Source organism: Mesorhizobium sp. ES1-6, assembly GCF_020164775.1.
In the GTDB taxonomy this organism is placed as follows: domain Bacteria; phylum Pseudomonadota; class Alphaproteobacteria; order Rhizobiales; family Rhizobiaceae; genus Mesorhizobium.
Genome location: NZ_JAIUGU010000002.1, coordinates 492,225 through 506,854 on the forward strand (window position 1 = coordinate 492,225; position 14,630 = coordinate 506,854).

Sequence of the window (14,630 nt, forward strand, 5' to 3'; positions counted from 1 at the left end):
CTAGACCGGGGTCGAGCAAGGAGAAGCAGCCAATGGCCCATGAGACGATCATCACCGAGAGGCGCGGCAAGGTCGGCCTCATCACGCTGAACCGGCCAAAGGCGCTCAACGCCCTCAATTCGCGGGTCATGGCCGAGGTGGTGGCGGCGGCGAAGGATTTCAGCGACGACGCCGGCATCGGCGCGATGGTCATCACCGGCTCCGATAAGGCTTTCGCCGCCGGCGCCGATATCAAGGAGATGCAGGCAATCTCCTATGTGGATGCCTATGTGCAGGACTTCTTCGTCGGTTGGGAAGAACTGACGCGGACCCGAAAGCCTGTCATCGCGGCGGTAGCCGGTTATGCGCTCGGCGGCGGCTGCGAACTGGCCATGATGTGCGATTTCATCATTGCCGCCGACACGGCCAAATTCGGCCAGCCCGAGATCACGCTCGGCGTCATTCCCGGCATGGGCGGGTCGCAACGCCTGACCCGGTTCGTCGGCAAATCGAAGGCGATGGACATGTGCCTGACCGGACGGATGATGGATGCCGCCGAAGCCGAACGATCGGGCCTGGTATCGCGGGTCGTGCCTGCCGGCGAACTGATCGAGGAGGCCGTCAAGGCGGCGACCAGGATCGCCGACTTCTCGCTGCCCTCGGTGATGATGACCAAGGAAGCGGTCAACCGGGCCTATGAGACGACGCTGTCCGAAGGATTGCGCTTCGAACGCCGCCTGTTCCACTCGCTTTTCGCGCTCGAGGACCAGAAAGAAGGGATGGCGGCCTTCGCCGAAAAACGGAAGCCGAATTTCATCAACCGGTAGCGCATTGCGGGCCGGCGCCCGAAACCCGTGGCGTCGGCCAAAAAGAACGCCAGGCGGCGTTGACGCGCCGGAAAAGCTGAACTATAAGCCGCACCAACCGAGGCGGCCCCGTGGCTGCCCGTTTGTTTTTTGCGCCCTGCGGCACGCCGCGTGCGCCGACCAGATCAGAAGAGAGGCATCATGGCCAACACATCCTCGGCCAAAAAGGCAACGCGCAAGATCGCCCGCCGCGCGGCGATCAACAAGAACCGCCGCTCGCGCGTGCGCACCTATGTCCGCCAGGTCGAGGAGGCACTCGCCTCGGGCGACAAGGACGCCGCGCAGGCAGCCTTCAAGGCCGCCGAGCCGGAATTGATGCGCGCCGCGACCAAGGGCGTGATCCACAAGAACACGGCATCCCGCAAGGTGTCGCGCCTCGCCCAGCGCCTCAAGGTGCTGTCGGCCTGACATCGCCTTTCTAGACTTGTCTTCTTTGAAGCCCGGCCGATCGCGCCGGGTTTTTTCGTTTGCCGGCAAGTACTTAAAAAGAATAGCCGCAAGCAGCTGCAAATGCAGATTCCAGACTTCGAAATGCTTTGCCGGCACATGCATGCCCGCGGATGGTCGGCACGCTTGAAAAGCGTCGCCTGAAAGAATCCCGCCCCGCAGAAATAACCAATATTTTTCATATGCTTAGCGATAGTCATCCACAACTTGTCCACAACGCGCCGAGGGGACGGGAGGACAACTGGCTGTCAAGAGAATTATTTCAGAAAATTTCGCGCCGGTCCGGCTTTTTCATATTCGTCGGAAAAGGGTTTGAATCACAATGGCTTTGTCAAAATATGCCGCTGCGGCATGGCGCTCCAACCGGCCCGAGGTAACCAGATTCCTTAAAAATTGGTTAGACGTGGCCTTGCCCTATCCACAGCGATTTCGGTAATGTCGATCTATCGAAAGGGACGGGCCTCTGGCCCTTAACCCAGCCTTACGCGGCCAGCTTAAATTGGCGGGATTTGCGACGTGGATCAAGTCCGCGAACGGGTATGGTTTGCTCTTTTTCGATACGGTAGGGGACTGGCGTAACTAGACATGGCAGGTAGGACGGCGCGCCGGCGCTCTTTCGCCGGACGGTGTTGTATTGCCCTGACATACCCAACGCGGACTGGCTTCCATGGGCCGGCACCGGTTTCCCTTGGATAGTGGGCGGTGTTCATTGCCGGCGGCGGCAACGGGCATCGTGGCGAAGACACGATCGCTGGAAAAAGGATGCAGGAGGCGCATCCCCAGCGAAAAACAGGTACAGAAAGGCAAGGAACTCGATCATGCAGAGCGGCATCGAAAGGGAGCTTACGGGCGACCTCCCATTTCCTGGAACTTTGATCGGAGCAAACGAGATGGCGGTCTCCAGCGACGCGGAACAGAAATTCGACCGGGTCAAGGCCCAGTTGAAGGCGCGCCTGGGAACCGAAGTCTATTCCAGCTGGTTCGGACGCATGAAGGTCGCGGAAGCGTCCAAGGGCATTGTCCGCATCTCCGTGCCCACCGCGTTCCTGCGCTCGTGGATCAACGGCCATTATCACGATCTCATTTCCGAGCTGTGGAAGCACGAGGATCCCGAGCTTCTCAAGATCGAGATCGTCGTGCGCACGGCGACCCGCCAAGGGCGCAGCCAGCCTGAACCGGAATTGGCGCCGGCGCGCAAGATGACGCGGCAGACGCAGACGGCACTGGCCGCCGGCACGGTCAGCCCAGGCAGGGTGGAGCGGTCACCCTTGCCGCGTCCGGGTGTGCCGGTCGAGAGCGAGTTCCGCCACAACGTGCTGGGATCGCCGCTTGATCCGCGCTACACGTTCGGCTCCTTCATCGAAGGCCCCTCGAACCGCGTGGCCTTCGCCGCCGCCAAGGCCGTGGCGGAATCGCAGTCGAGCGCGGTGCGCTTCAATCCGCTTTTCCTGCATGCCACCGTCGGGCTCGGCAAGACGCACCTCTTGCAGGCCATCGCGGCGGAATCGTTGAAGCAGAATCCGAAGTCACGCGTCGTCTATCTCACCGCCGAGTATTTCATGTGGCGCTTCGCCACCGCGATCCGCGACAACAACGCATTGACGCTCAAGGAGCAACTGCGCGACATCGACCTCCTGATCATCGACGACATGCAGTTCCTGCAGGGCAAGTCGATCCAGCATGAATTCTGCCATCTGATCAACATGCTGCTCGACAGCGCCAAGCAGGTCGTCGTTGCCGCGGACCGGCCGCCATCGGAACTGGAATCGCTCGAACCGCGGGTCCGTTCGCGCCTCAATGGCGGCGTGGCGCTCGAAATGTCGGCGCCCGATTTCGCCATGCGGCTCGGCATGCTCAAACTGCGCCTGGCCACGGCCAGGATCGACGATGCATCGCTCGACATTTCCGAAGAGATCCTCAACCACGTCGCCCGCACCGTGACCGGCAGCGGACGTGAACTGGAAGGCGCCTTCAACCAGCTCCTGTTCCGCCAGTCGTTCGAGCCGCAGATCACCATCGACCGCATCGACGAGATCCTCGGCCACATCTATCGCACGGGCGAGCCGAAGCGGGTCCGCATCGAGGACATCCAGCGCATCGTCGCGCGCCACTACAACGTCTCGAAGACGGAATTGCTGTCCAATCGGCGCACGCGCACCATCGTCAAGCCGCGGCAGGTCGCCATGTACCTGTCGAAGGTGATGACGCCGCGCTCCCTGCCCGAAATCGGGCGCCGTTTCGGCGGCCGCGACCACACGACGGTGCTGCACGCCGTGCGCAAGATCGAGGACCTTTCCGGCAATGACAACACGCTGGCGCAGGAACTGGAATTGCTGAGAAGGCTGATCAACGACCAGGCCTGACCGGCCAGAAACCGCCCGCTTGCGGGGTTGGCCAGCTTTATCCCCAGAAAGCCCGCGTAACCGGCCCGAACCGGTGGCGCGGGCTTGCGTTCACTGGTTTTTTCCTGTCAGTTTGCGTAGATTCTGAAGCCTGTTCAGAGCTTTCGCGGGGCGCCGGCAGCCGGAGACCCGTTCATTCATTCAAGCGAGCCTGTTTCGTCATGCGTGTTATCCTGGAACGGTCAAATCTCCTGAAGTCGCTCAACCATGTCCACCGCGTGGTCGAACGGCGCAACACCATACCGATCCTGTCCAACGTACTGCTCAGCGCCGAAGGCGCCAGCCTCGAAATGAAGGCCACCGACCTCGACCTGGAGGTGACGGAAGCGACGCCGGCCAAGGTCGAGCGCGGCGGAGCGACGACGGTTCCAGCGCACCTGCTTTACGACATCGTGCGCAAGCTCTCCGACGGCGCCGAAGTGATGCTGAAGACGGACGAGGACGGCAACGCCATGACGGTGACGTCGGGTCGTTCGAGCTTCCGCCTGCAGTGCCTGCCGCAATCCGACTTCCCCGAGCTTTCGGCCGGATCCTTCTCGCACATCTTCCGCCTCGATTCGGTGGCGCTGAAGGGGCTGATCGAGAAGACGCAATTCGCCATCTCCACCGAGGAGACGCGCTACTATCTCAACGGCATCTACCTGCACACGCATGAAGTCGGCGGCAAGCTGAAGCTGCGTTCGGTGGCGACCGACGGCCACCGCCTGGCACGCGCCGAGATCGACGCGCCGGCGGGTTCGGAGGGCATGCCGGGCATCATCATTCCGCGCAAGACGGTGAGCGAACTGCAGAAGCTGGTCGACGATCCCGATATCGCCGTGACCACCGAACTGTCCGACACCAAGATCCGCTTCACCATCGGCAGCGTCGTCCTGACCTCGAAGCTCATCGACGGCACCTTCCCCGACTATCAGCGGGTCATTCCGACCGGCAACGACAAGAAGCTGGTCATCGACCGCCAGACCTTCGCCGCCGCGGTCGACCGTGTCTCGACCATCTCCTCCGAAAGGGGCCGCGCGGTGAAGCTCTCTATCAGCGAAGGCCAGGTGACGCTCGCGGTCAACAATCCGGATTCCGGCAGCGCCACGGAGGAACTGGCAGCGGATTATTCGGCGGATCCGATCGAGATCGGCTTCAACGCCAAATATCTGCTCGACGTCGCCGCGCAACTGACCGGCACGGAAGCCAAATTCATGCTGGCCGATGCCGGCTCGCCGACGCTGATCCACGACATGGCCGACGAAACCGCACTTTACGTGCTGATGCCGATGCGGGTATAGCCGGCGGCGTTGGCTCCAATAGGGCCGGCAGCGAACGTCGCGGTTGCGGTGACTTCCACAGGCGGATAGCGGTTGCCGGCACAAACCCATATAAGTAAGCTTACACTTACCAATTTTCGCAACTACGCGACCCTGGCGATTGATGTCGCGCCGGGCGCCGTGGTGTTTTCCGGCGACAATGGTGCCGGCAAGACCAATCTGCTCGAAGCGATCTCATTTCTGACGCCGGGGCGCGGCTTGCGCCGCGCGCCTTACGTGGATGTTGCCCGTGAGGGTGGCGATGGCGGTTTTGCCCTGCATGCCCGGCTCGACGGGGCTGACGGCGAGGTCGAGATCGGCACCGGCATTTCCGGCGGCGACACGGCGGAGGGCGGCAGGCGGGTGCGGATAAACGGCGCCGCCGCGCGGGCCGAGGACATGCTGGAGTGGTTGCGGGTCGTGTGGCTGACGCCGGCGATGGATTCGTTGTTCACCGGGCCCGCCGCGGACCGCCGTCGCTTTCTCGACCGGCTGGTGCTGGCGATCGATCCCGGACATGGCCAGCGGGCGCTCGACTATGAGAAGGCGATGCGCGGCCGTAACCGTTTGCTGACGGAAGGCTCCCGTGATGCCGGTTGGTTCGAGGCGATCGAGACACAGATGGCCGAGACCGGCGTAGCGATCGCCGCGGCACGCGCCGAGATGGTGCGGCTGCTCACCGCCATGATCGACAGGCTGCCCGACAGCGGGCCGTTTCCGCAGGCTGATATCGGTCTTTCAGGCGATCTCGAGGCAGAGATCGCCGCCGCGCCGGCGGTCGACGTCGAGGAGCGGTTCCGGCGGGCGCTTGCCGATGGGCGTGACCGTGACCGCGCCGCCGGACGCACCCTGGAAGGTCCGCATCGCTCCGATCTCTTGGTCCGGCACCGGCCCAAGGGGATGCCGGCGGAACTCTGCTCGACCGGCGAACAGAAGGCATTGCTGGTCGGCATCGTGCTGTCGCATGCCCGGCTGACCGGCGAAATGTCCGGCCTGACGCCGATCCTGCTGCTCGACGAGATCGCGGCGCATCTCGATGCCGGCCGGCGCGCGGCATTGTTCTCGATCCTCGAAGACCTGAACTGCCAGGCCTTCATGACGGGGACCGATGCGGCGCTGTTTTCCAGCCTGGAAGGCCGCGCACAATTCCTGACGGTCGACCACGGCACGGTTGGGCCAACCGAAGACCCCTGACAAGGTTTTTCGACCGCTATATGGTCCTGATATGACCACAGCGCTCACCGCCGACGAGATCGAACGCTATGCCCGCCATATCGTGCTGCCGGAGGTCGGCGGCGCGGGTCAGCAGAAGCTCAAGCAGGCCCGAGTCCTGGTGATCGGCGCCGGCGGGCTGGGGGCGCCGGTACTTGAATATCTCGCCGCCGCCGGCGTCGGTACGCTCGGCGTCATCGACGACGACACGGTTTCGCTGTCCAACCTGCAGCGTCAGGTCATCCATGGCACCGATACGATCGGCATGCTGAAGACCCAGAGCGCCAAGGCGGCGATCGCCCGCATCAATCCCAACATATCAGTCGAAACGCACACATCCCGGCTGACCGTGGAGAACGCCCCAGCCCTCGTCGCCAAGTACGATATCGTCGTCGACGGGTCCGACAATTTCGAGACGCGTTATGTGGTGGCCGACGCATGCGCCAGCCAAGGAAAGCCGCTGGTGCATGCGGCCGTCGGACGTTTCGATGGCTCGGTGACCGTGCTGAAACCTTTCGAAAACGGCGGCGACGGCAAGCCAAATCCGAGCTATCGGGATCTGTTTCCCGAAGCCCCGCCGCCGGGCCTGGTGCCGTCCTGCGCCGAGGCCGGCGTGCTCGGCGCGCTGACCGGGGTCGTCGGCACGCTGCAGGCGATGGAGGCGATCAAGCTGATCACCGGCATAGGCGAGCCGCTGGTCGGCCGGCTGCTGCTTTACGATGCGCTGGCCGCCCGCTTCGAGACGATCCGCTACAAGAGACGCTGATCTTGGAACAATCCGAAGTTTCGATCACGCGGATCCCCGCCGATTTCGGCAGCTGGGACGACGTGCTTGCCCGATCCTGCAGGCCTTCGCCTTCATGGACGGCGTCATCGACCCGCCATCCTCGGCTCACCTGCTCACAGCCGATGCACTGCGCGCCAGGGCCCTGCGGGAGACCGGCTTTCTGGCACTCGACGGCGACAGGATCGTCGGTTGCGTTTTTGCTCGCGAAAAGGCTGGCGGTTTTTATGTCGGCAAGCTCGCCGTCGCCCCGCACCGCCAAGGGCAAGGGATTGGCCGGCGGCTGATGCAGGCGGTCGAAGATCTGGCCCGCGACCGCGGCAAGGCCGCCATCGAGCTCGAGACAAGGATCGAGCTCACCGCCAATCATGCCGCCTTTGCCCGGCTCGGCTTTCATGAGACAGAACGGACGGCGCATGAGGGCTATGACAGGCCGACGTCCATCACCATGCGCAAAACGATCTCGTAAGCTTCGCGTTACACTTGAACGGCGAGCCTGCGCCTGGACGGTTGTCAGGTTCTGAGCGGCAGCACGCGGTCCGGCGGGCGATGGCCGTCGACGAAGGCGCGGATGTTGATGATGACCTTCTCGCCCATGTCGATACGGCCCTCGAGCGTGGCCGAACCCATATGCGGCAGAAGCACGACCTTGTTCCTGGCGGCGAGCTTCAAGAGCTTGGCGTTCAGGGCCGGCTCATGCTCGTAAACGTCGAGGCCGGCACCGGCGATCTTGCCGTCCTGGATCAGCTTGACCAGCGCTTCCTCGTCGATGATGTCGCCGCGGGCGGTGTTGACGATATAGGCGGTGGGCTGCAGCAGCGCCAGCCGCCGCGCCGACAGAAGATGGAAGGTGGCGGGTGTCGACGGACAATTGACCGAGATGATGTCCATGCGGGCCAGCATCTGGTCGAGACTCTCCCAATAGGTCGCCTCCAGCCCATCCTCGACCGCCGGCAGCACGCGGTGCCGGTTGTGGTAGTGGATCGACAGGCCAAAGGCCTTGGCCCGCCTGGCAACAGCGGTGCCGATGCGGCCCATGCCGACAATGCCGAGCCGTTTGCCCCAGATGCGCCGGCCAAGCATCCAGGTCGGCGACCAGCCGGCCCATTTCTTGTCGCCCGTCAGCACGTTGGCGCCTTCCGCCAGCCGGCGCGGCACAGCCAGCATCAGCGCCATGGTCATGTCGGCGGTATCTTCGGTGAGCACGTTGGGCGTGTTGGTGACGGTGATGCCTCGCTTGGCCGCCGCCGCCACGTCGATCTTGTCGACGCCGTTGCCGAAATTGGCGATCAGCTTGAGGTTGTCGCCGGCCTGGGCGATCAATGCGGCATCGATCTGGTCGGTAACGGTGGGCACCAGCACGTCGGCTTCCTTGACCGCGGCGACCAGTTCGGGCTGCGTCATCGGCCGGTCCTCGACATTCAGCCTTGCGTCGAACAGTTCGCGCATGCGGGTCTCGACCGGGTCGGGCAGCTTTCGCGTGATGACCACGAGAGGCTTCTTTTTGCCTGCCATTGTTTCCCTCGTTGAGACCTCTTTAACCAAGACCGGCGAAACTGGAAGCCGGTCGCGGTAGCCGATTTATCCATGTAACAAGCGGTGCCGCCGAAGACAAAGAAAAAGGGGTGCCGCAGCCATCGGGCCGGCGCCGAAAGGAACGAAAGTGTCTGGTTTCGCGTCGCTTCGCCTGGCCCTCAGCGCAGCATTTCTCGGCGCTCTCCTCTATTCTCCGCTTGCCGGCGCGCAGAGCGCGGCGGCCCCTGCCCAGAGCGCGATCACGCTCGGACCGAGCGGCCTGCCGCTGCCGCGATTCGTCAGCCTGAAATCCGGCCGCGTCAACTCGCGTGTCGGCCCCGGCGCCAACTATTCCGTCGACTGGATGTATATGAAGGCCGGCCTGCCGATGGAAGTCATCCAGGAGTTCGATACGTGGCGGCGCGTGCGCGATGCCGACGGTTCGGAAGGATGGATCAACCAGTCGCTGCTTTCGGGCCGGCGCACCGCGATCATCGCGCCCTGGCAGCGCGGCAAGGGGGGCCAGATCAATCTTCTGAAGAGCGCCGACAAGGATGCCAGGGTGGTGGCGATCGTCGAGCCCGGCGTGATGGGAACGATCAAGTCCTGCGACGGCCAATGGTGTGAAATGACGCTCGACGGCCACACTGGCTGGCTCGCCCAGTCTGTCGTCTGGGGCGCTTATCCCGGCGAGCGGGTCAAGGACTGAGCGTCTCGCGCTTGGGGCCGATCCGGCCAAGATGAGTGTCCTGAAAACCTGTTGACAGTTTCAAGCCGTAGCCCAGTGCACGGTCGATCGCGATATGGGCGATCCAGGTCAGCGCGACGGCGCTGCAGGCCGCACTGCCGGCGAGATGCCCGGCAAGCAACAGCAGCAGCGGTGCGACCAGAATGTGCAAGGCGTTGTAGGCAAAGGCGCCGATGCGAGGTCCACCGAGATAACCCAGCATCGACAGGTCCGGCGCCAGGATGAGCACCGCGAAGAGCCACCAGGAAACGCCCGTCGCGCCATAGAAGACGATTGCGGCAACCGCCACGATGGCCCATTCGAACCGGACTATCAGGCTGAGGGATTTCATCGCAAGCCGATTACCCTGGCTTGGCCGGTGACCACGGTCTCGCCGATCGTACCGGCCCCGCCGGTCATTCCGGACGCTTGGGACGCAGCCTCACCACGATATCGACATTGGCGATTTCCATGCCTTCGGGCGGATCCGGCAGGTTGGTGACCGTGACCGGTCCGTTGGCGATGTCGAAGATCCGGTTTTCGCCTTCGATGTAGAAATGGTGGTGGTCGGAGGTGTTGGTGTCGAAATAAGTCTTGGCCCCCTCGACGGCGAGGATGCGCAGCAGCCCGGCCTGGGTAAACTGGTGAAGCGCGTTGTATACGGTGGCCAGCGACACCGGGACGCCGGCGGCCAGCGCCTCCTCGTGCAGTTCCTCGGCCGACAAATGGCGGTCGCCCTTGGCGAAAAGCAGGTCGGCCAGCGCAATGCGCTGACGCGTCGGCCTCAGGCCGGCTTCACGTACCCGCTTGTCCACAGCGACATTTTCCTTCCGGCAGCCCCGGTCCATCTGGTCTTCCAAGCTCACAGTCCCGCTTCAAGACACGCCCAGAGTGGCAAAAAAATGAATGTCTGCCGAAACCGGAACCCCGTTGACATATATTCTGTCGCCCGAATGCGATCAATAGCGCGCATTGACCCGGGCAGACTGGCGGGTTAAGCGCAAACGCCGGTTTCCGGCCTGAAACAGATTGTGTTAGGACACCAACGACAAGGGCGCGCTACCGCCCGGACGATATGGGGAGAAATTGATGGCGGGTTCGAAATCCAGCTACGACTACGAAGAATTGCTGGCCTGCGCCCGCGGCGAGTTGTTCGGAGCGGGCAATGCCCAGTTGCCCTACCCGCCGATGCTGATGTTCGACCGTATCACCGAGGTCAGCGAGACCGGCGGCGCCTTCGACAAGGGTTTCATTCGCGCGGAATTCGATATCAAGCCCGACCTGTGGTTCTTTGCCTGCCATTTCATCGGCAATCCGATCATGCCTGGGTGCCTCGGCCTGGACGCCCTGTGGCAATTGACCGGCTTCTATCTCGGCTGGCTAGGCGAACCCGGCAAGGGAATGGCGCTGTCGACCGGAGAGGTCAAGTTCAAGGGCATGGTCACGCCATCGGTCAAGAAGGTCGAGTATGGCGTGGATTTCAAGCGTGTGATGCGCGGCCGGCTGGTGCTCGGCATCGCCGATGGCTGGATGAAGGCGGATGGCGAGCCCATATACGCGGCGACGGACCTGAAGGTCGGTCTGTCAAAGCAGTCGGCGGTCGCTTGACCGCAGCCCTGGCCCGCCCACTGGCCAGCATCCCTGGAAGGAGTTGCGAATGAGACGTGTCGTAGTCACAGGCCTCGGCATCGTGTCGTCGATCGGCAACAATGCCAACGAGGTGCAGACCTCGCTGCATGACGCCAGATCCGGCATCAGCTTTTCCGATTCCTTCGCCGAGCATGGCTTCCGCTGCCAGGTCTGGGGCGCGCCGACGCTCGACCCTACCGCCATGATCGACCGCCGCGCGATGCGCTTCCTGAGCCAGGGCGCGGCGTGGAACCACGTCGCCATGGACCAGGCGATCGCGGATGCGGGCCTCGGCGAGAGCGATATCACCAACGAGCGCACCGGCATCGTCATGGGTTCGGGCGGCCCCTCCACCCGCACCATCGTCGAGGCGGCCGAAACCACGCTCAAGAACGGCAGCCCCAAGCGCATCGGTCCCTTCGCGGTGCCGAAAGCGATGTCGTCGACGGCCTCGGCAACCTTGGCGACATGGTTCAAGATCCATGGCGTCAACTATTCGATTTCGTCGGCCTGCTCGACCTCGGCGCATTGCATCGGCAATGGTTACGAGCTGATCCAGTGGGGCAAGCAGGACATGGTGTTTGCCGGCGGCCACGAGGATCTCGACTGGACGATGTCGGACCTGTTCGACGCCATGGGCGCCATGTCGTCGAAATTCAACGACAAGGCGTCGACGGCTTCGCGCGCCTATGACGCCAATCGCGACGGCTTCGTCATTGCCGGCGGCGCCGGCGTGCTTGTGCTGGAAGAGCTGGAGCATGCCAAGGCGCGCGGCGCCAAGATCTATGCCGAGATCGTCGGCTATGGCGCGACCTCCGATGGCTACGACATGGTGGCGCCCTCGGGCGAAGGCGCGGTCCGCTGCATGCGCCAGGCGCTGGCAACGGTTTCCACGCCGGTCGACTACATCAATACCCACGGCACCTCGACGCCGGTCGGAGATTCCAAGGAGATGGGCGCGATCCGTGAAGTGTTCGGCGAGAAGATGCCGTTCATCACGTCGACGAAGTCGCTGACCGGCCATTCGCTGGGCGCGGCGGGCGTGCAGGAATCCATCTATTCCATCCTGATGATGCAAGGCGGCTTCATCGGCGAAAGCGCCCATATCGAGACGCTCGACCCTGAATTCGAGGGCATGCCGATCGTGCGCAAGCGCATCGACAACGCCAGGATCGACACGGTTCTGTCGAATTCCTTCGGTTTCGGCGGCACCAACGCAACGCTCGTTTTCCAGCGCTATTCCGCATAAGGCCAAGTTTTATATAAGGATCGCCGGCCATGGACGGATTGATGAAGGGCAAGCGCGGACTTGTCATGGGTGTCGCCAACGATCATTCGATCGCCTGGGGCATCGCGCGGAAATTGTCCGAACATGGGGCGGAGCTAGCCTTCACCTATCAGGGCGAGGCTTTCGGCCGCCGGGTGAAGCCGCTCGCCGACAAGCTCGGCGCTTCACTAGTCGTCCCCTGTGACGTCGAGGACAGCGCTTCGGTCGCCGCCACGTTCGAGACGCTTGGCAAGAAATGGGGGGGACTGGATTTCGTCGTCCATGCCATCGGCTTTTCCGACAAGAACGAGTTGAAGGGCCTCTACGCCGACACCAGCCGGGACAATTTCGTCCGCACCATGGTGATCTCCTGCTATTCCTTCACCGAGGTGGCGCGCAATGCCGCGCCGCTGATGACTGGCGGCGGCTCGATGATCACGCTGACTTATGCCGGCTCGGTCCGCGTCATGCCGAACTACAATGTCATGGGCGTCGCCAAGGCCGGTCTTGAGGCCAGCGTGCGCTACCTCGCCAACGACTACGGCCCGCGCAGCATCCGCGTCAACGGCATCTCGGCGGGGCCGGTACGCACATTGGCCGGCGCCGGCATTTCGGACGCCCGCCATATGTTCTCCTACCAGCAGCGCAACTCGCCGCTGCGCCGTACGGTGACGATCGACGAGGTCGGCGGCTCCGCGCTCTATCTCCTGTCCGACCTCGCCTCCGGTGTCACCGGCGAAATCCACTATGTCGATTCCGGCTATCACATCGTCTCGATGCCGACGCTCGACGAGTTGAAGCAGACGGATGGCGGGCGCGACTGAAGAGCGGTCCGTCAAGTGATCCTTTCCCAGTAAAGAAAATAATCCTCTCCAGTAAAATTGGATTCATTCGCGGAAACTCATTTTAAGAAGATTTCCGCTATAGAGTTGCCAATCTGGGGACCTTTTCATGCCTGCCGTCAGCAACCCGAAGCGAACGCCGGTGTTCCGACTGCTCACGATAGCAAGTTCGGGCATTGGCAGTTTCGTCCTCGGCATCTGGGGCCTGAAGCACGGTCTCGGCGACGGGTTTGCCGGCGTATCGACTGATATGATGGTCGCGATCATGGCCGCGCTTTGCGCGCTGGCGGCATCGGTGGCGGCAATGTCCTTCTTCGCCGGCATCGATGAATCGGCGGATTTCGTCTTCAACGAAACCCATTTCGACAAGCTGACCGGACTGCTGGCGCGCCCGGCCATGGTCGGCAAGATCGCCGAGGCGGCATGCGCGACAAGCCGGACCGGGGAACCGGTGTTCCTGATCGACATCGACATCGACCGGTTCAAGCAGATCAACGACGCGATCGGCTACACCCAGGGCGATGAACTGATCCGCGCCTTCACCAAGCGGCTGCACGGCTGCGTGCCGTCGCGCGCCCTGATCGGCCGCATCGGGGCCGGCGAGTTCGCGGTACTGCTCCCGGACCATCTGGTCCAGGGAACCCTGGAAAGCATGGTCGAGAGGCTCATCGAGGAGATGATGGAGCCGTATGAACTCAGCAGCCACCAGCAATCGGTGAGCCTGTCGGTCGGCATCGTGGCGATGCCCAAGGACGGTGTCGATCCGGTCCTCATCCTGCGGCGCTCCAACCTGGCGCTGCAGAATGCGCGTGCCAGCGGGGTTGGCAACTGGTCGGTGTTCGACAGCGAGATGGGACGGGTGGCCGACCATCGCCAATGGGTCGAATCCGAGCTGCACGCCGCCTTCGAGCGCGGTGATTTCGATCTGCACTATCAGCCGCAGCTCGACCTTCCGACCGGCCGCATCGTCGGCTACGAGGCGTTGATTCGCTGGAAGCATCCCGAACGCGGCATGATCCCGCCGATGGAGTTCATCCAGATCGCCGAGGAAACCGGCATGATCAACCCGATCGGCGAATGGGTGCTGCGCAAGGCCTGCAGCGATGCCCGCCATCTGCCGGACGACTGTTTCGTCGCCGTCAACATCTCGCCGGTCCAGTTCATGACCAAGGACTTCGTCGGCCTTGTGCGCGACACGATGCGGACCACCGGCATCAAGCCGTCACGGCTGGAACTGGAAGTCACCGAGACAGCGATGATGCAGGACCGCGACCGCGCGGCCGCCATCCTGAAAGAGCTTGCCGAGATGGGCATCTCGGTCGCCGTCGACGATTTCGGCACCGGCTATTCCAACCTCAGCTATCTGATCGACTTCTCGTTCGGCAAGCTGAAGATCGACCGTTCCTTCGTCAGCCGCATCGATACCGACGCCAGCTCCGGCGCGGTCGTGTCGACCATTGTCGGGCTTTCGCGGGCGCTCGGCGTCAGCATCATCGCCGAAGGCGTCGAGACCGAAAGCCAGGCGACGCTGCTGCGGGCCGCCGGCTGCGAGGTGGTGCAGGGCTATCTGTTCGGCCGACCGGCGCCGCTCAAGATCAGCGTTGGCGCCGAGCATGCCGCCGACGACATGAGGCGCGTCGCCAATCTGCATTGATCACCCGA

The 14,630-nt window shown here is 63.2% G+C and carries 14 protein-coding genes and 1 pseudogene; 12 read left to right on the plus strand and 3 right to left on the minus strand.

All coding sequences use genetic code 11. The annotated features are described in order from the left end of the window. Positions 1–32: 32 nt before the first annotated feature. The 7 genes and pseudogenes from LB564_RS07030 (at position 33) to LB564_RS07060 (ending at position 7,457) form a co-directional block, all read left to right on the plus strand. The gene (locus LB564_RS07030) at positions 33–806 is read left to right on the plus strand and encodes an enoyl-CoA hydratase (protein WP_224536131.1); all 774 of its coding nucleotides are present in this window, start codon (positions 33–35) and stop codon (positions 804–806) included. A gap of 180 nt (positions 807–986) precedes the next feature. Then, positions 987–1,253, plus strand: coding sequence for a 30S ribosomal protein S20 (gene rpsT / locus LB564_RS07035; protein ID WP_224536133.1), 267 nt, complete (start codon positions 987–989; stop codon positions 1,251–1,253). 857 nt (positions 1,254–2,110) lie between these two features. Beyond that, positions 2,111–3,655, plus strand: coding sequence for a chromosomal replication initiator protein DnaA (gene dnaA / locus LB564_RS07040; protein ID WP_224536136.1), 1,545 nt, complete (start codon positions 2,111–2,113; stop codon positions 3,653–3,655). A gap of 200 nt (positions 3,656–3,855) precedes the next feature. Further along, a complete protein-coding gene (dnaN, locus tag LB564_RS07045) occupies positions 3,856–4,974 on the plus strand; it encodes a DNA polymerase III subunit beta (protein ID WP_224536138.1) in 1,119 nt (372 codons plus the stop codon). A gap of 72 nt (positions 4,975–5,046) precedes the next feature. Beyond that, positions 5,047–6,186 (plus strand): DNA replication/repair protein RecF, encoded by a 1,140-nt coding sequence (recF, locus tag LB564_RS07050; protein ID WP_224536140.1) that lies wholly within the window; start codon positions 5,047–5,049, stop codon positions 6,184–6,186. A 31-nt stretch (positions 6,187–6,217) separates the two neighbouring features. Next, on the plus strand, positions 6,218–6,970 hold the full coding sequence (locus tag LB564_RS07055) for a molybdopterin-synthase adenylyltransferase MoeB (RefSeq protein ID WP_224536141.1): 753 nt from the start codon (positions 6,218–6,220) through the stop codon (positions 6,968–6,970). A 2-nt stretch (positions 6,971–6,972) separates the two neighbouring features. After that, positions 6,973–7,457, plus strand: a pseudogene (locus LB564_RS07060) (GNAT family N-acetyltransferase). A gap of 44 nt (positions 7,458–7,501) precedes the next feature. Here LB564_RS07060 and LB564_RS07065 read toward each other — a convergent pair. Beyond that, positions 7,502–8,503 (minus strand): 2-hydroxyacid dehydrogenase, encoded by a 1,002-nt coding sequence (locus LB564_RS07065; protein WP_140706222.1) that lies wholly within the window; start codon positions 8,501–8,503, stop codon positions 7,502–7,504. Between the two features lie 148 nt (positions 8,504–8,651). Between LB564_RS07065 and LB564_RS07070 the strand changes: the two genes are divergently transcribed. Beyond that, positions 8,652–9,212: an SH3 domain-containing protein gene (locus LB564_RS07070; RefSeq protein ID WP_224536143.1), complete on the plus strand. Its 561-nt coding sequence runs from the start codon at positions 8,652–8,654 to the stop codon at positions 9,210–9,212. On the opposite strand, the gene LB564_RS07075 is transcribed toward LB564_RS07070, so the two are convergent. Both LB564_RS07075 and irrA read right to left on the minus strand, forming a co-directional pair. Next, positions 9,202–9,582, minus strand: a complete 381-nt coding sequence (locus LB564_RS07075; protein ID WP_224536145.1) for a DUF4260 domain-containing protein — start codon at positions 9,580–9,582, stop codon at positions 9,202–9,204. The genes LB564_RS07070 and LB564_RS07075 overlap by 11 nt on opposite strands. Positions 9,583–9,646: 64 nt before the next feature. Continuing rightward, a complete protein-coding gene (gene irrA / locus LB564_RS07080; RefSeq protein ID WP_181175772.1) occupies positions 9,647–10,078 on the minus strand; it encodes an iron response transcriptional regulator IrrA in 432 nt (143 codons plus the stop codon). A 241-nt stretch (positions 10,079–10,319) separates the two neighbouring features. On the opposite strand from irrA, the gene fabA reads away from it, so the two are divergent. The 4 genes from fabA to LB564_RS07100 all read left to right on the plus strand — a co-directional run bounded on the left by fabA (position 10,320) and on the right by LB564_RS07100 (position 14,622). Continuing rightward, positions 10,320–10,838: a 3-hydroxyacyl-[acyl-carrier-protein] dehydratase FabA gene (fabA, locus tag LB564_RS07085; protein WP_224536147.1), complete on the plus strand. Its 519-nt coding sequence runs from the start codon at positions 10,320–10,322 to the stop codon at positions 10,836–10,838. Between the two features lie 49 nt (positions 10,839–10,887). Continuing rightward, positions 10,888–12,108, plus strand: a complete 1,221-nt coding sequence (gene fabB / locus LB564_RS07090) for a beta-ketoacyl-ACP synthase I (protein ID WP_224536149.1) — start codon at positions 10,888–10,890, stop codon at positions 12,106–12,108. 29 nt (positions 12,109–12,137) lie between these two features. After that, positions 12,138–12,950, plus strand: coding sequence for an enoyl-ACP reductase FabI (gene fabI, locus LB564_RS07095; protein WP_224536151.1), 813 nt, complete (start codon positions 12,138–12,140; stop codon positions 12,948–12,950). Between the two features lie 127 nt (positions 12,951–13,077). Continuing rightward, positions 13,078–14,622 carry a putative bifunctional diguanylate cyclase/phosphodiesterase gene (locus LB564_RS07100; protein WP_224536153.1) on the plus strand — a complete coding sequence of 515 codons (1,545 nt, stop codon included), beginning with the start codon at positions 13,078–13,080 and terminating at the stop codon, positions 14,620–14,622. Positions 14,623–14,630: the final 8 nt, after the last annotated feature.